Source organism: Paenibacillus sp. P46E (assembly GCF_001909095.1).
GTDB classification, from domain to species: domain Bacteria; phylum Bacillota; class Bacilli; order Paenibacillales; family Paenibacillaceae; genus Paenibacillus_AQ; species Paenibacillus_AQ helianthi.
Map to the genome: position 1 here is coordinate 18,308 of NZ_LVYZ01000075.1, position 16,203 is coordinate 34,510.

Annotated in this window: 13 protein-coding genes; 5 read left to right on the top strand and 8 right to left on the bottom strand. The window is 51.9% G+C overall.

Annotated features, from left to right (window positions below):
• Positions 1 to 60: 60 nt before the first annotated feature.
• The 3 genes from A3849_RS27045 to A3849_RS27055 all read right to left on the bottom strand — a co-directional run bounded on the left by A3849_RS27045 (position 61) and on the right by A3849_RS27055 (position 1,577).
• On the bottom strand, positions 61 to 1,065 hold the full coding sequence (locus A3849_RS27045; protein ID WP_074114187.1) for a DMT family transporter: 1,005 nt from the start codon (positions 1,063 to 1,065) through the stop codon (positions 61 to 63).
• Between the two features lie 132 nt (positions 1,066 to 1,197).
• Complete coding sequence (locus A3849_RS27050; protein WP_074114188.1) at positions 1,198 to 1,383, bottom strand: H-type small acid-soluble spore protein; 186 nt, start codon at positions 1,381 to 1,383, stop codon at positions 1,198 to 1,200.
• Positions 1,380 to 1,577 carry a hypothetical protein gene (locus A3849_RS27055; RefSeq protein ID WP_074114189.1) on the bottom strand — a complete coding sequence of 66 codons (198 nt, stop codon included), beginning with the start codon at positions 1,575 to 1,577 and terminating at the stop codon, positions 1,380 to 1,382. Before A3849_RS27055 ends, A3849_RS27050 begins: the two co-directional genes overlap by 4 nt.
• Positions 1,578 to 1,717: 140 nt before the next feature.
• On the opposite strand from A3849_RS27055, the gene ku reads away from it, so the two are divergent.
• The 3 genes from ku to ligD are packed head-to-tail and all read left to right on the top strand — an operon-like array spanning position 1,718 to position 4,564.
• The gene (gene ku, locus A3849_RS27060; protein WP_074114190.1) at positions 1,718 to 2,689 is read left to right on the top strand and encodes a non-homologous end joining protein Ku; all 972 of its coding nucleotides are present in this window, start codon (positions 1,718 to 1,720) and stop codon (positions 2,687 to 2,689) included.
• A 3-nt stretch (positions 2,690 to 2,692) separates the two neighbouring features.
• Positions 2,693 to 3,640, top strand: coding sequence for an ATP-dependent DNA ligase (locus A3849_RS27065; protein WP_074114191.1), 948 nt, complete (start codon positions 2,693 to 2,695; stop codon positions 3,638 to 3,640).
• Between the two features lie 39 nt (positions 3,641 to 3,679).
• On the top strand, positions 3,680 to 4,564 hold the full coding sequence (gene ligD, locus A3849_RS27070) for a non-homologous end-joining DNA ligase (RefSeq protein WP_074114192.1): 885 nt from the start codon (positions 3,680 to 3,682) through the stop codon (positions 4,562 to 4,564).
• A gap of 192 nt (positions 4,565 to 4,756) precedes the next feature.
• On the opposite strand, the gene A3849_RS27075 is transcribed toward ligD, so the two are convergent.
• Positions 4,757 to 5,665 carry a YitT family protein gene (locus A3849_RS27075; RefSeq protein WP_074114193.1) on the bottom strand — a complete coding sequence of 303 codons (909 nt, stop codon included), beginning with the start codon at positions 5,663 to 5,665 and terminating at the stop codon, positions 4,757 to 4,759.
• A 122-nt stretch (positions 5,666 to 5,787) separates the two neighbouring features.
• Positions 5,788 to 7,218 carry a cardiolipin synthase gene (cls, locus tag A3849_RS27080; protein WP_074114194.1) on the bottom strand — a complete coding sequence of 477 codons (1,431 nt, stop codon included), beginning with the start codon at positions 7,216 to 7,218 and terminating at the stop codon, positions 5,788 to 5,790.
• A 264-nt stretch (positions 7,219 to 7,482) separates the two neighbouring features.
• Between cls and A3849_RS33900 the strand changes: the two genes are divergently transcribed.
• The gene (locus A3849_RS33900; protein ID WP_074114195.1) at positions 7,483 to 8,634 is read left to right on the top strand and encodes a M23 family metallopeptidase; all 1,152 of its coding nucleotides are present in this window, start codon (positions 7,483 to 7,485) and stop codon (positions 8,632 to 8,634) included.
• A gap of 69 nt (positions 8,635 to 8,703) precedes the next feature.
• Positions 8,704 to 9,144 carry a bactofilin family protein gene (locus A3849_RS27090; RefSeq protein WP_074114196.1) on the top strand — a complete coding sequence of 147 codons (441 nt, stop codon included), beginning with the start codon at positions 8,704 to 8,706 and terminating at the stop codon, positions 9,142 to 9,144.
• 71 nt (positions 9,145 to 9,215) lie between these two features.
• On the opposite strand, the gene A3849_RS27095 is transcribed toward A3849_RS27090, so the two are convergent.
• From A3849_RS27095 to gltB, 3 genes are all read right to left on the bottom strand, one after another.
• A complete protein-coding gene (locus tag A3849_RS27095; protein ID WP_074114197.1) occupies positions 9,216 to 10,001 on the bottom strand; it encodes an ABC transporter permease in 786 nt (261 codons plus the stop codon).
• Positions 9,994 to 10,920 (bottom strand): ABC transporter ATP-binding protein, encoded by a 927-nt coding sequence (locus A3849_RS27100; RefSeq protein WP_074114201.1) that lies wholly within the window; start codon positions 10,918 to 10,920, stop codon positions 9,994 to 9,996. Before A3849_RS27100 ends, A3849_RS27095 begins: the two co-directional genes overlap by 8 nt.
• A gap of 336 nt (positions 10,921 to 11,256) precedes the next feature.
• Entirely contained in the window at positions 11,257 to 15,852 is a 4,596-nt protein-coding gene (gene gltB / locus A3849_RS27105) for a glutamate synthase large subunit (protein ID WP_074114198.1), read from the bottom strand.
• Between the last annotated feature and the right edge of the window lie 351 nt (positions 15,853 to 16,203).

Here is a 16,203-nt window from a genome sequence, read left to right on the forward strand (position 1 = left end):
TTCCAAGTAACAATACTTTCAATTATATCGGTATGGTACTTCCACCGCAACAGCCGTCCTTCACTCTTTGCCGTCTGCTGCCAGAGCCGGGGCAGCGGGTAGCGCCAAAGAGGCAGAGGCTTGGTTCTTCGTATGTTCCGAGAACAAACTATGCAAAGCCATCCCTATAATAATGACGGCAATCCCAATCCATGAGAGCATTGAAGGCACCGGTGAAGTAAGAATCAGCATCTCTCCCGCCAAGGTAAACAGTACTTCCAGGGATTGGGTCGCTTCTACCGCCGCAAGTCCTCCCATACTGCTGCGGACCATATCTGTAGCCCGAAAAAAAAGTACAGTCGCTATTATTCCTGAAGACAGGGCAACGATGAGGGATTGTCCCGCTTGGGCGGAGGAAGGGAGTCCACTGTCTGCCAAGCCATACAATCCAACAATAACCCAGAATGGAAGACTGGCCAGGGTCATGCCGAGAATCCGCTGAAACACATCCAGGCGGTCACCGCACAGCTCCATCATTCTCCGGTTTCCAAGCGGATAGGCAAACGAAGCAATCAGTACAGGAATAATGCCCATCAGCACTTGTTCCGGAGCAAGAGTTCTTGCATGCTCCGCCTGAAGCAGCACCACACCGAGTAAAATAATAAGGGACAAGCCCAGGCCGCGCAAAGGGATTTGGCCGCGTATGTATAGTCTGCCCGATGGTCCATTCACCCATTGCCCGAAAAAGGGGGCCAGGAGAGAGCCGGAAATAATCGTGATCTGCCAGGTCCCTGCCGTAAGCCAGCCTGGTGCATAGGCAGCAGCCAAACAAATCGGAGCATAAAAAAGGCCAAAGCCAACCGTTCCCCACAACAGCCAGGCAGAGGGCTTCTCTTTCATTGCAGCCAGAAGCGGCCTAAGTCTGCCGCGCCCTGCCACGATGGTTAGCAGAAACGGCAGTGTGAACAAATAACGCAGGGAGGCACTCCATGCCCAGCTCCCGCCCGCCAGCTCCATCCTCCGGTTAAGTACAAACGTTACCGCAAAAAACAGAGCCGAACAAACACCCAGCAATATAGGACGCATAATGGATCAACTCTTTTCATCATTTTCACAAGTTCAATATAGGGGTTTGGTTCAGCCTCCGTCAATAATAAAAAACCGATTGAACGGGTACTCCCCCGCCTCAACCGGTCCTTTTGTACAATAGCTCAGAGCCTAACTACCCTGCTCTTCCAAACGCTCCACGCCCACGGTATGCGTATTTGTCGGACGTGAGCCTACCTGCACTGTAGCCATCCCGTTATCCGAATCCACATGTTCGATCCAGACTGGCTCTCCGTCCAGATGGACAGAGATCATATCCTTGGAAGCGTAAATTTCCTTTGCCCGCTGTATGTTCATTGTTGGGTCTCCTTAAATAGGTTATCATCCACCGCCGGCAGTTCCCCGATGGTCGCTTCCGCATCCAGCCGGTCGAAATTTCCGGGTAGCTCTTCGTCTCCCCCGGTCTCTACAATACTCTCCCAATCCACGGCTTCAGCCGGGATATCCTGCTCTGACAAAGCATTGATCCATTCGTTTCGTTCCTGATCCATTTCTGCTACCTCCAATTGAACGCAGGGTATCCTCATGCCTGGGTTTATTTTTTCCCAACCGGCGCAAAAAATGCATCAGGGTAGAAAAAGACCTGCTGCCGCATACTAAGCCAAAGCACTTTGGATCAGGAGGGATCATCATGCATACTGTTTGGAAAGGGGCCATCAGCTTCGGGCTTGTCCATGTTCCGGTCAAAATGTTCTCCGCTACCGAGGACAAAGACATATCACTGCGCTACATCCATAAGGAATGCGGCAGTCCGCTGTCCTATGTGCGCAAATGCCCTGTCTGCGACAAGGAAGTGGCTTGGGATGAAATCGGCAAGGGCTACGAGTATGAGAAGGGGAAATTTGTCCTGTTTGACAAAGAAGAGCTGGATCAGCTGACAGAGGAGAGCAGCAAAAGCATTACCATTTTGGATTTTGTGGACTTAACGGAGATCGACCCGATCTATTTTCAAAAAACATATTACCTCTCTCCAGACCAGGCGGGAGCTAACGCATATCGTCTATTGATGGAAGCCATGCGCCAGACCGGCAAGATCGGTATTGCCAAAATCTCCATCCGCTCCAAAAGCAGCCTCGCCGCCATCCGTGTACTGGCTGATTGCCTGGCAATCGAAACGATATATTATCCGGATGAGGTCCGGCCTGTATCCCAGGTTCCAGGACTGCCGGAGCCCGGGATCGTGAGCGATAAGGAGCTGGATATGGCCAAGCTCCTGATATCACAGCTGTCCACCCCCTTTGAGCCGGGCAAATACACCGATGACTACCGCCAGCGGATGCTTGACCTGATTACCCATAAGATTGCAGGCGAGGAATTCCATATAGCCCCGGCCCGCCAGGAGAGCAATGTCATCGATCTGATGGCTGCACTTCAGGCCAGTATCGAAGCGGTGCAGCATATTCCTTCAGATCCGGGACCATCGCCCGCTACCGCCAAGACTAAGCCGCAAACTGACGCTGCCGGCAGAAAAAAAACAGGCACTGCCAAATCATCCAAAGTCCCAGCCGGTACTGCGGTCGTGAATGAGGCCACCGGACCGATCCCGGTCATAGCACCCAAACCGAAACGGCGCACAGCCAAGAGCAAGGAAACAGGTGCTTAACCCATGAAACTGCAGCCGGTAGTTCCTTTCGAACCTATACTGGCATCACAGCTGCCGGAGGGTGATCAGTGGATTGCGCAGATTAAATGGGACGGTGTGCGTATGCTCTCCTATTACGACGGGAAAGCCGCAGAACTGATTAACCGGCGCGGCAACCGGCGCACCTTGCAGTATCCTGAAATCGCGGACCCCAGAGCTTACTGCAAGGCTGAATCTGTGATACTGGATGGTGAAGTCATCGCGCTTAGCAGCGGCAAACCGTCCTTTCATGAGGTGATGCGCCGGGACAGCCTGAAGAATCCTGGAGCCATCAAGGCTGTTTGCCCGCATGTTCCCGTGCTCTATATGATATTTGATATTTTGTACTGTGATGGCTTCTGGCTTCTGGATCAGCCGCTGTCAAGCCGTCAGCAAATCTTAAGCCACATCCTGCTGCCTCATCCTCATGTGCAGAACGTGCCCAGCTATACCCGCCCCTCCGAGCTTTTAGCCGCTGCACAGAACGGAAGCCTGGAAGGGATTGTGTGCAAGGACATCAACAGCACCTATGCACCCGGGGGAAAAGACGGACGATGGCAAAAGCGCAAGATCATCTCCGATGTAACCGCCGTAGTTGGCGGTGTCACCTACAGGGATGGACTTGTAAATGCTCTGCTCTTCGGTCTTTATGACAGCGAGGACAGGCTGCATTACATCGGACATGCCGGAGCAGGCCGGATGACTGTACAGGACTGGCGCAGCATAACTGCACTGGTTGAGAAACTTCGAGTTTCAGACATGCCTTTCACCACTATCCCGCAGCGGAGTAAGGGAGCCGTCTGGATACAGCCTCAGCTGGTCTTCAAGCTGCACTTCCTGGAGTGGAACCTCTCAGGAACCCTGCGCCAACCTGTCATCCAAGCCCAATTGGACCTTCCCCCGCTGTCTTGCCGGATGGAGCAGAAAGGCTGACAGTGCAAGATATCCCTTATTTCAAAAGGAGGATGCCGGATGCCCAAGACTATCCGGGGTTCCATTACCATCGGAGGACAAGAAATCACCATAACGAACCCGGAGAAGCTGCTATGGCCGGAGCGGGGCATTACCAAACAGATTTATCTGGAGAAACTTGCCGCCCTCTCTCCTTACCTGCTGCAGTACTGCCGGGACCGCCTCCTGACGGTGATCCGCTATCCGCACGGCGTCCCAGGCATGTCCTTTTATCAGAAAAATGCGCCTGAGCCCCTGCCCGACTTTGTCCGTACAGCAACACATGACAACATCAATTATATCCTTCTCCAGGGGCTGCCGGAACTGCTCTGGCTGGGGAATATGGCCGCCCTGGAGTTTCATCCCTCGCTTCATTACGCGGGAAGTGAGCTGCCCTGCGAATGGATGATTGACCTTGATCCTTCGCTTGAAGTCGAACCGCGGATTATGGAAGCGACTGCAGTTGTAGGCGAGGTGCTCCAATCTCTGGGCATTGCCTCGGTCCCGAAGACCTCCGGTGCAACAGGCGTGCAGATTATTGTACCTATCCGTCCCGTAGTCACCTTCGACGGCCTGCGCCGGATCGGCCACTTTGTCGGCCGGTACGTGACGGAGAAACGTCCGGACCTGTTCACCTTGGAGCGGCTAAAGAAGCATCGGGGGGACAAAATTTATTTTGATTACCTTCAACATTACGGCGGCAAAACGCTTGCTGCGCCTTATACACCACGAGCCCGCCCGCTGGCTACTGTCTCTACTCCTCTTCTGTGGGAAGAGGTTCGACGGGATGTCTCGCCTGCTGATTTCCACCTGCAGAACATCGAGGAGCGCCTCAGCCGCATGGGTGATCTGATCGCCAAAGTGCCTGCACAGCCGGTGGAAGCCCTTATCTCCAAGCTCCCTTAATATCTCCTCTCCAAAAAGCAATAAGCCCGCAACTGCCTATTCAGGCTGCGGGCTTACCAGGCGTCCACCATATGGACGGAAGGTACTCTATATGAGAATGCGGCGATACTTGATACAGACGCCGAATTGATTACTCTGTCGTTCGTAAGTATACCTTCCTTCGGTTAGCGCTCCCGTTTCTTGCGGGCAAAGCTAATGGATTGATTTTTTCTTAAAGCGGCCGCCCTTAACATCATGGATATTGCCAATCGCGACAAAAGCCTCGGTATCCCAATCTTCAACAATAGCTTTAAGCTTCGCTTCTTCCAAACGGGTAATGACTACAAAAATAACTTTCTTGTTATCGCCGGAGAAGCCGCCTTCCCCATCCAGATAAGTAACACCACGTCCGAGCCGTTCAGTCAACGCTTCTCCGATATCACGGAATTTATCGCTGATGATCCATACCGATTTCGATTGATCCAAACCCTCAAGCGTAACATCAATTACCTTAAAAGCAATGTAGTAAGCGATTAATGAGAACATTGCATTGTTCCAGCCAAACACAAAGCCTGCACCGGAAAGAATAAACAGGTTGAAGAACATCACTACTTCACCTACGGAGAATGGAAGCTTCTTCGAGACCAGAATGGCGACGATTTCTGTACCATCCAGCGATCCTCCATACCTTACCACCAGGCCAACGCCTACGCCCAGAATAACGCCTCCAAACACTGCGGCAAGCAGCGGTTCACCCGTTAGCGGGGCTACAGGATGCAGCAGTTGAGTGCCAATGGACATCAGAACTACAGCAAACAAAGTGGATAAGGCAAAGGTTTTACCGATTTGCTTATAGCCGATTACAAGGAAGGGCAAGTTAAGCAGAGTTAATATAATCCCCAACGGGATATGGAAAATATGGGATATCATAATGGAAATGCCGGTAATTCCGCCGTCAATCAATTGATTGGGAACAAGGAAAATCTCCAATGCCACAGACATCATCGCTGATCCAAGCACGATCATTACGATCCTTTGAACCAATTTGGCCCTCTTAAAGGCCTCTGATTTCTGTGGTTTTTTCTGTTCCTCATTCGTGAATAATTGTTGGCTTACAGTCATAGAACTCCCCCTATTAAAAGTATAGTTACTTCTTATACCTTCATTATATCATAAAAGAGGGTCCTTTATGGCATAGAAAATGTTAGAACCTCCGAAAACTCAAGTTTCTATCACTCAAACTGTCATAAAAGCGGTGATAACAGCTGACAAAGACTTTCTATGCATTTGACAATTTGTCCTCTTCTCCGAAAGACTGCCGGTTCAATAAATTCACTATGCTCCATGTCCTGTTCAAAACCAGCAGCAAGCAGCGCGATCACCTCCGGGCTGAGCATAACGGCTGTCAGCTCAAAGTTGGAGTAAAAGCTCCGCATATCCAGGTTGGCACTCCCCACCGTCCCCAGAACATCATCGATAATCATCACCTTGGCATGCATGAATCCTTTCTGATAGCGGTAGAATTTCACTCCGGCATCCTGCAGGTTTTCCAGGTAGGAAAGAGACGCATTGTACACCAGCCTGTTGTCTGGTTTGTCCGGAATGATTATCCGCACATCTACCCCAGCAAGCACCGCACTCTTGAGTGCCCGGCAGATCGTAGGATCGGGAATAAAATAAGGTGAGGTAATCCATATCCGTTCTTTCGCCGCTACAATTGACGCGAAATACATCTCCTGTGAGGCGTCCAGCGCCCCGTCCGGGCCACTGGCGACAACGAGAACAGCTTCTTTTTCCGCACATTCATGCGCCGGGAAAAAGCGGGGATGGCTCATTCCCTCACCTGCTGCCAGCCTCCAATCTTTCAGGAAAACATACTGCAGGCTGTAGACCGCATCCCCTTCCAGGCGAAGGTGGGTATCCCGCCAATATCCCAGCTTTGGATTTTTCCCCAGATAATCATCCCCTACGTTCATCCCGCCGGTGAACCCCACAAGTCCATCGACGACAACGATTTTCCGGTGATTCCGGAAATTAAACCTGCGCTCCAGCAGGGAAGTTAGTGGCGGCAGGAAGAAATGCACCTCCACTCCGGCATGTCTCAGCCTGCCCATGAAGCCGCGATCCAGCTTATGGCTGCCCAGTCCATCACAAAGCAGGCGTACCCTAACTCCCTGGCGCGCCTTGCGGATCATGACCTCCTGGAACTGCTTTCCGGTCTCATCATCACGAAAAATATAGAATTCCATATGGATATGCTCCCGCGCTGCTTCCATAGCTTCAAGCATGGAGTCGTAAGCTTGCTGTCCGTCAGCCAGCACCTGACATTTGTTCCGGCCGGTGACCGGAATCTCTGACAGCCGGGAGAGCAGGAACAGCAGTCCTTTATAGTCTGAAAAATGCGGATTCCCACTCTCTTCTGCATGTTTCACAAGCTTGATTTTGCCGGACACATGAGCACGGATCTCCCGAAACAACGAAATGCATCTCTTCTCGAGCTTGCGGTTCTGCCAATAATCCCGTCCGAAAAAATAATAGAACAGCAGCCCGAGCGGCGGGCAGCAGAAGGTAACAAGCAACCAGGCCAACGCTCTTTGCGGGCGGCGGAATTCGAGCAGTAGGATTGCAGCAATCTGCAGAATAAAAAAACATAGAATAAGCGCCAATATTACCAATCCGTCACCCTCTTGAATATTTTATAGTTAGTCCAAGCACCTTACAGGTCCGCATGCATCCGGCAACTCTGTGCTTCCACGATTAAGCTAAGGTGATTCTAGTACAGCTGCACCGTAAGTCTCCCTCCTAATTCCAGCAAACCGTTGTCATGTTCCCCAAGGACATGGAATACATAGAGTAGTAGGACGATTCGGATGAGCCCACAGAAATCAGGACTTCAGTGAACACAAGGCGGCTGCACGAGCCGCAGGAAAGGAGAAGCTATGAAGAATCAGCCCGATCATAACCGGATCACGCTGCTTGTTGTCCGTGAAGCCGGACGTCCGGTAAGGCAGCTTCAGCTATCCAAGCCGCTCGCTCTTGCGCTGCCGGCTGCTGCCGCCCTTTCTCTCTCCAGTCTGGTCACTTCCATGCATTTTCATGCCTCCCGCTCCATTTCCGAGCTGGAAGCAGAAGCCGCGGCACTATCCCTGACCAACCTTCGTATGGAAATGAAGGTTGCCGATAAGGATCAGGCCTTGCTGCAGCTTCGCAGCCAAGTTACTGAATTATCGGAGGAAGCTGACCATATCAAAGACAAACTGAAAAGCGTTAGCGAGCTGGAGCAGCAGCTGCAGTCTCTGATTGACAAGGGAAGCAGTCCAGCAGCCAGCGGCAAAGAGAAATCCTCCGCCTCCAAAACATCCAGCACCGCAGGTCCCTCTACACCTGGAGCGGGTACCGTATTATCTCCTCCGGCAGAAACACATTATTCGGGCGGGGCTTCTTTTACCGCTGTATCAGCTGCTGCCTTATCAGCGAAAGGTATATTCACGCCACAGGTAGGCGGGGAATATATCGCTGTCTACCCGAACGATCCCCTGGAGCTCGTGCGGGAAACGAAAGATGACTATGAGGAAATCCGCAGCATGCTGGATGAAATGATGAGCAGGATCCCTGTGACGATTACAGAAGCCCAAAAAGCAAATACCGCTAAAGCCAGTCTGCAGGCCAAAAAGGCGATTGCTGAAAAAGCCCGGCTGGCACCTGCCATTATCTGGCCTACCCAGTCCAAGATCATTACTTCCAGCTTCGGTTACCGTTCAGACCCTTTCAACGGGACTTCAGCCTATCATTCCGGCATCGATATTGCAGGCAGTATCGGCGATCCCGTATATGCTGCCATGGATGGCGTGGTCACCGCCGCCGAGCAAATGGGCGCACGAGGCAAATATATTATCATCAAACATGACAATGGGCTGGAGTCCTGGTACATGCATTTGAATGGAATGCTGGTCTCCCCCGGCACCAAGGTAAGCAAAGGCCAGAAGATCGGTTTGCTTGGCAATACCGGGCGCAGCACGGGACCCCATCTTCATTTCCAGGTGGTCAAACAAAACAAACCGGTCAATCCTTTGGGTTATGTACAGCCTTGAGCAGGAAGAAAGTTAAGTACGAAGTTATTCTGTGGAGTAATCCTAACAAACACTAAGGAGGATAAACGCATGTGGAATAAAAACAAACAGCACACGCCGGTGAAATCCACCGACTCGCTGATCGGGTACGGGGGTACGCTGGAGGGCAAAGTCACTTGCGACACTAATTTACGGATTGAAGGCAACTTCAGCGGAGAAATCCACTGCCGGGGAACTGTCACCGTCGGTGAACAGGGAACCGTCCGTTCCACCATCAAAGCACAGGATATCATCATTGCGGGCAAGGTATACGGCGATGTGGTTGCCGATCAGAGGCTAATGATGACGGGTACCGGTCAGCTGCATGGCAATATTCTGGCCGGCACCTTAAGCATCATGGAGGGCAGCTTGCTGAATGGCTCCGTTACCATGGCCGAAGAGCCCGCCACAGAAAAAGCGGGCGGACTTCAGAAAAACGGGCATACGGACAAAGCCGGCAAACGCGGCTCCAAACAAGCAGAAACGGCTTAGCCGTCCCTATGAAGCCTAGTAAATTCTATTGTACAGAACAATCTTGAATCGGGCTGGTGCAGCAGCCCGATTTATGCAGCAACATCTCTTTTACGGAATACAATCCAGGACACCAGCATGAATAGAAGATAATAGACGGCTAGTACCGCGATGGCAAATCCCAACGTGACTCCACCCGGGCCTTTATCTGACAACAGGTAACCATGCAGGTCCATATGAGTGAAGATCAGATATTTAGCCCACTCATAACGCTCAGGGCTAAAGATAGCCACAAAAATATCCTTGGCAAACATAATAAACAGCGACAACCCGATCGCCAGTCCGCTTGCACGGAAGACACTCGACACCATAAAGGCCAGAGCAGCGGTCAGGAATAGCTCAGCATAGCTGCACAGAATGCCCAGGAATGTGTATTCTGCTGGACTCCATGCCGACATTGAAGCTCCTCCAAGCCCGGAGGAAGAGGAGAATATAAGCGCGGACACATATCCAAATACGATCAGTACAGCCGTACTGAGCAAGCTGAACAGGATTAGAGAGATGTACTTGGAGAGCAGTATTTTGGAACGGCTCCATGGGCGGATCAGCAGCAGCTTAATGGTCCCCCAGGAAAATTCGCCCGCAACGGAGTCGGAGGCAATCACAACTGTAAAAATCGTATTGAGGAAAAAAGCGATGCTCACGGTCATTTGAAAGCTGTTCCACAGCTCTGTCGTGGAGGGATCACTGCTGGTAAAGTAGAACAGCGCCGGAAACAGCGCGCTCATCACAGCCAGAATAATGAGCATGATCCATGTACGTATACGACTATAGATTTTAACGTTCTCATTATGTATGAGAGCCGCGAAATTACCCAATGCCTTCACCTCCGGTGATTTCCAGGAATTGATCTTCAAGTGAACGGGCCAGCACTTTAATACCGTAGACCTTGATCCCGCCTGTGACTAGCTTCGCATTCCATTCGGCGATAGCCTCGCGGTCCGCTTCCACGGCAATTCCACCATCCTTCAGTACCCCGGTCCCCAGCAAGGCCAATGCCGCTTCAGGATCACTAACCTCAAACAGTGTCTCGCCGACGGGCAGTACCTCCGTGCCTACAGCCTTAAGCTGCTTCACGTCTATCAGCTTACCATTCTGGATGATTGCCACTGTATCGCACATCAGCTCCATCTCGGACAGCAGATGGCTGGAGACAAACACAGTCGTGCCTTCCTCCTGGCATAGACGGCGCAAATAGTCGCGCAGCTCGCGGATTCCCTGTGGGTCAAGCCCATTCGTCGGTTCATCCAGGATCAGCAGCTTGGGACGGTGCAGCAACGCCTGGGCTACACCCAGCCGCTGACGCATTCCCAGTGAATAGGTCTTCACCTTGTCGTGTATACGCTGCCCTAACCCAACCAGTTCTACAACCTCTTGAATCCGCTTTTTGTCCACGCCTGGCACCATCCGCGCATATTGGCGCAGATTCTGGTATCCGCTAAGAAACTTGTACATCTCAGGGTTCTCCACAATTGCCCCAATATTCGCAACCGCTTCTTCAAAATGATCCTTGATGCTGCGGCCGCAAATCAGGATATCTCCGCGGCTGATCGAGATCAGTCCGACCATCATACGAATGGTAGTTGTTTTACCGGCACCATTCGGCCCGAGAAATCCGAAGATTTGTCCGGGCGGGATATCGAGCGTCAAGTCGCTGACCAGCGTTTTGTTACCCATTTTTTTGGTTACACCCATTAAGCTGGCTACGGGCTTCACCACTTCTGCCGTGTTCGGCATGGTCTCACTTCCTTTCGTCGGTGTATATAAAATGAGCTTGAGTTTCCAATTGAGGTGCATGCGGTTGAAATCCGTGAACTGATAATGCTTCCGAAGCGAGCTTTCCTTCGGAAAGCTTCTAGGCGGTCGTATTCGCTCCTCCAGTTCCAATCTTCCCTCCGTTACTTTCACCTTCATTTTTTCACAATTCATTTTATATGGGTTTTATTCTACCACAACTTCCCTTTTTCCTGAAAAGCGGAAAAAAATGCAGCAATAGTAAAAGGGACAACCTCCCTCCGGTTAAGGAGGCGATGTTGTCCCTTTATTTATCTTTTATTCGAGAGTGGTTAGTGTTTAGCCGCCAACACGGGCAAGCTCACGCATATTCGCTTCAAATGCAGCCATCAGGGCAGCTTCGCCTGTCAGACCGGTCTGCTCCACCTTGCGGATCTGCTCCATCATCCGTTTATAGTCCTTCGGAATGACACGGGCAAATTTCGGCAGGGCCTCATCCCATGTATCCAGGATGCGTTGTCCGGCATTACTGCCTGTAAGCTCGGTATGGCGGATAATCAGACCTTGCAGTTCAGCAATTTCTTCAGGCTCCTCCACACGCTCCAAGAGAACCATCTCAATGTTGCAGCGTTTGACGAACGTATTGTCGGGATCATACACGTAGGCGATACCGCCTGACATGCCTGCCGCAAAGTTGCGACCCGTTGCACCAAGCACAACCACACGGCCGCCGGTCATGTATTCACAGCCATGGTCACCCACGCCTTCCACAACGACATTCGCACCGGAGTTGCGGACGGCGAACCGTTCGCCGGCAATCCCGCTGATATAAGCTTCACCGCCGGTAGCACCGTACAGGGCCGTATTCCCGATGATGATATTATCTTCGGCAGCAAAGGTCGCCTTAGAGGACGGCTTAATGATCAGCTTACCTCCGGAAAGTCCTTTGCCGACATAGTCATTGGAATCCCCTTCAACCGTGATCGTGATTCCCTTCGGTACGAATGCCCCCAGACTCTGTCCCGCTGAACCGGTGAAATGCAGGCGGATCGTATCATCTGGAAGACCTGCTGCTCCATATTTACGGGTCAGCTCACTGCCCAGGATGGTTCCTACCGCACGATTGACGTTCGTGATCGGAAGTGAAGCTTCAACCACCGTACCGGATTCCAGTGCCGGTGCAGCAAGGTCGAGCAGCTTGGAAACATCCAATGTTTCTTCCAAGCCATGGTTCTGGGTCTGACTGCGGTAACGGGTGCTTCCTTCCGGCATAGCCGGAGTATGCAACAGGCTGCTCAAATCTACGCCTTTCTTCTTCCAGTGACTCGAAGCTTTGACGGCATCCAGGCAGTCCGTGCGTCCAACCATTTCCTGAATGGTGCGGAAACCAAGCTCAGCCATAATCTCACGCAGATCCTGTGCTACAAAGGTCATAAAGTTCACGACATGCTGCGGATCGCCGGTAAAGTTCTTACGCAGCTCCGGATTCTGGGTAGCTACACCTACAGGACAGGTATCCATTTGGCATACCCGCATCATAATACAGCCAACTGCTACAAGCGGTGCAGTGGCAAATCCGTACTCCTCAGCACCGAGCAGGACAGCAACTGCCAGGTCACGGCCGCTAAGCATTTTGCCGTCCGTTTCCAGAACAACACGGTCGCGCAGATTGTTCAGCATCAAGGTCTGATGGGTCTCAGCCAGGCCAAGCTCCCAAGGAAGACCGGCATGACGGATGGAGTTCATCGGCGATGCGCCGGTACCCCCATCGTAGCCGCTGATCAGGATAATATCGGCACGGCCTTTGGCTACCCCGGCAGCGATGGTTCCCACACCGACTTCAGACACGAGCTTCACGTTAATATTGGCACGGGGATTGGCATTTTTCAGATCATAGATCAATTCTGCCAGGTCCTCAATAGAGTAAATATCATGATGCGGAGGCGGTGAGATCAGACCGACACCTGCTGTGGAGCCGCGCACTTCTGCGACCCAAGGATATACCTTGCGGCCCGGAAGCTGTCCGCCTTCACCAGGCTTGGCCCCCTGCGCCATCTTGATCTGAATTTCATCAGCATTGACCAGGTAATTCGAGGTAACCCCGAATCGACCCGATGCCACCTGCTTGATCGCACTGCGGCGGGAATCGCCGTTGCTGTCCGGAGTAAACCGGGCCGGATCTTCTCCGCCTTCACCGGTATTGCTCTTGCCGCCGATACGGTTCATCGCTATCGCCAGTGTCTCATGTGCTTCCTTGCTGATCGAGCCAAAGGACATGGCGCCGGTCTTGAAGCGTTTCATGATGGATTCTGCAGACTCAACCTCATCCAGTGGTACTGGTGAATTCGCAGACTTGAACTGCAGCATGGAACGAAGTGTCTGATGCTTCTCGCTCTCTCCTTGCACAAGTGCCGCATACTTCTTGTACAGCCCATAATCGCCGCTCCGCACGGAGTGCTGGAGAAGATGAATGGTCTGCGGGTTGAACAGATGCTCTTCCCCGTCGCTGCGCCATTGGTATTCACCGCCGGAATCGAGCACCTTGTCACTGCCATCCTTGTCAGTAAAGGCGCGGTTATGAGAGACTAGCGCCTCTGCTGCCACTTCTTCCAGGCCAATGCCTCCGATACGGGAAGGTGTCCAGGTGAAGTAACGGTCCACGAATTCCGAATTCAGGCCAACAGCTTCAAAAATCTGCGCGCCCCGGTAGGATTGAATCGTCGAAATGCCCATTTTGGACAAAATTTTCACTACGCTCTTCGTCGCAGCTTTAATATAATTCTTCACTGCCTTCTCATGTGAAATGCCGCGCAGCAGGCCCTGGCCGATCATGTCATCCAGACTCTCGAAAGCGAGGTAAGGGTTGACCGCACTCACCCCATAGCCGAGCAGCAGCGCATAATGATGCACTTCACGCGGTTCGCCGGATTCCAGCAAGATGCTGACCTTGGTACGGGTTCCCGAGCGGATCAGATGGTGATGCAGGCTGGAGACGGCAAGCAGTGCCGGAATAGCGGCATTCTCACGGTCTACGCCACGGTCGGACAGAATCAGAATGTTATGCCCTTTGGCCATAACGCGGTCAGCCGCTTCATTCATCCGCTCCAGCGCGATGCGCAGACCTTCCGCGCCCAGCTCAGCCGGGAACAGAATCGGAATCGACATCGACTTGAACCCAGCGCGGCGGACATGGCGGATCTTCGCAAAATCCTCATTGGAGAGGATCGGCGAATCCAGGGAAATCTGCCGGCAGCTCTCAGGTTCCGGCTTAAGCAGGTTGCGTTCAGGTCCGATCGTTGTCGCTGTCGAGGTCACCAGCTCTTCACGGATCGCATCGATTGGCGGATTGGTTACCTGGGCGAACATTTGTTTAAAATAGTTATAGAGACGCTGCGGACGGTCCGACAGTACCGCCAATGGGGCATCATAGCCCATTGAGCCTACAGCTTCGGCACCGGTGGAAGCCATTGGCTCCAGCACCTTGCGCAGATCTTCAAAGGTATATCCGAAGGACTGCTGCAGCTGCTGCACATTGTCATGCTTCGGATTCGGCAGCTCTGGAGCATCGGGAAGCTCGTCAAGGCCAATCAGATGCTCATCCAGCCACTGGCGGTAAGGCTGCTCGGAAGCAATCTCGGCTTTGACTTCTTCGTCGGATATGATCCGGCCCTGCTTCGTATCTACCAGCAGCATGCGTCCTGGTCTTAACCGGTCCTTGTATAGTACATCCTCGGCAGGAATATCAAGCACTCCGGCTTCCGAGGATAAAATAATCATATCGTCTTTGGTTACATAATAACGCGCAGGGCGAAGGCCGTTGCGGTCAAGAATCGCACCGATCTGCACACCGTCGGTGAAGCCCATTGCAGCGGGTCCGTCCCACGGTTCCATCAAGGTGCTGTGGTATTCGTAGAAAGCCTTCTTTTCTTCGTCCATGCTGTCATGGTTGCCCCAAGGCTCAGGAACCATCATCATAGCCACATGCGGCAGGGAACGCCCGCTGAGGTACAGGAATTCGAAGGTGTTGTCGAACATAGCCGTATCGGAGCCGTCAGGGTTCACGACAGGCTTGATCTTGCTCAGGTCTTCCCCGAACACTTCACTCTTGAACAGCGATTGGCGCGCGTGCATCCAGTTCACATTGCCGCGCAAGGTATTGATCTCACCGTTGTGGATCATGAAACGGTAAGGGTGGGCACGTTCCCAGCTTGGGAAGGTGTTGGTGCTGAACCGGGAATGCACAAGGGCAATCGCTGATTCTAGCGCTTCATTCTGCAGATCCAGATAGAACTGGCCTACCTGCGCAGTAGTCAACATGCCTTTGTATACGATCTTTAGGCAGGACATACTTGGCACATAGAAAGATTCGCCTTCTTCTGCACCGCCATAACGGATCGACAATTCAGCACGTTTACGGATAACATACAGCTTGCGCTCAAATGCCAGATCATCCTTGATTCCTTCGGAGCGGCCGATGAATACCTGGCGCACATAAGGCTTAGCCGCCTTGGCTGTCTTACCCAGCATCTCGTCAAAAGTAGGTACATCGCGGTAGCCGAGCACCTGCTGGCCTTCCTCGGCGATAATCTCGCTAAGGAGCGCTTCATGGCGGGCCCGGATCTCCTCGTTGTGAGACAAAAAGATCATGCCTACACCGTAATGCCCCTGCTCTGGCAGTTCAAACCCAAGCTTGCTGGCTTCACCGGTAAAGAAACGGTGCGGAATCTGCAGCATAATGCCGGCTCCGTCACCTGAGTTTGGTTCTGCTCCCTGGCCTCCCCGATGCTCCATATTGAAGAGCATGGTCAAAGCGTTACTTACAATATCATGGGATGGCTTGCCTTTGATATGGGCGACAAACCCCATTCCGCAGGCATCCTTTTCGAACTGGGGATCGTACAGGCCTTGCTTGACGGGCAGTTCAGTGTGTCTCATTGTATGCAACCTTTCTATTATAAAGTAGACGGATTTCAGGAAAAATTTTCAGTGGGAATTCTTAATAAATATTCAAGACAGATTGGTTATATTATTTTATCATCGACCTGACATGAGCGCAATTTAAACTTTTTTATGAGCTTGATTAACAAATGCTTTTGCGTCACAGCTTTAGTGAATAAAAGCGTAAAAAATCTTTGTTATGCATAAATATGCATGAATAACGAATAAGCTCTTATTCAATGAAAGCGTTTCATCCATTTTCCCGACACATTCATGGTATTTTTTGTGCTGTTTTTTAATCCTGAATAAGTGGACACGGCTTCGCCGCCCTTTGGGTGAATATATAAA

Coding starts and splice junctions, on each gene's coding strand:
- A3849_RS27045 (WP_074114187.1), bottom strand. CDS start 1,065: ATGCGTCCTATATTGCTGGGTGTTTGTTCGGCTCTGTTTTTTGCGGTA.
- A3849_RS27050 (WP_074114188.1), bottom strand. CDS start 1,383: ATGAACATACAGCGGGCAAAGGAAATTTACGCTTCCAAGGATATGATC.
- A3849_RS27055 (WP_074114189.1), bottom strand. CDS start 1,577: ATGGATCAGGAACGAAACGAATGGATCAATGCTTTGTCAGAGCAGGAT.
- ku (WP_074114190.1), top strand. CDS start 1,718: ATGCATACTGTTTGGAAAGGGGCCATCAGCTTCGGGCTTGTCCATGTT.
- A3849_RS27065 (WP_074114191.1), top strand. CDS start 2,693: ATGAAACTGCAGCCGGTAGTTCCTTTCGAACCTATACTGGCATCACAG.
- ligD (WP_074114192.1), top strand. CDS start 3,680: ATGCCCAAGACTATCCGGGGTTCCATTACCATCGGAGGACAAGAAATC.
- A3849_RS27075 (WP_074114193.1), bottom strand. CDS start 5,665: ATGACTGTAAGCCAACAATTATTCACGAATGAGGAACAGAAAAAACCA.
- A3849_RS33900 (WP_074114195.1), top strand. CDS start 7,483: ATGAAGAATCAGCCCGATCATAACCGGATCACGCTGCTTGTTGTCCGT.
- A3849_RS27090 (WP_074114196.1), top strand. CDS start 8,704: ATGTGGAATAAAAACAAACAGCACACGCCGGTGAAATCCACCGACTCG.
- A3849_RS27100 (WP_074114201.1), bottom strand. CDS start 10,920: ATGCCGAACACGGCAGAAGTGGTGAAGCCCGTAGCCAGCTTAATGGGT.
- gltB (WP_074114198.1), bottom strand. CDS start 15,852: ATGAGACACACTGAACTGCCCGTCAAGCAAGGCCTGTACGATCCCCAG.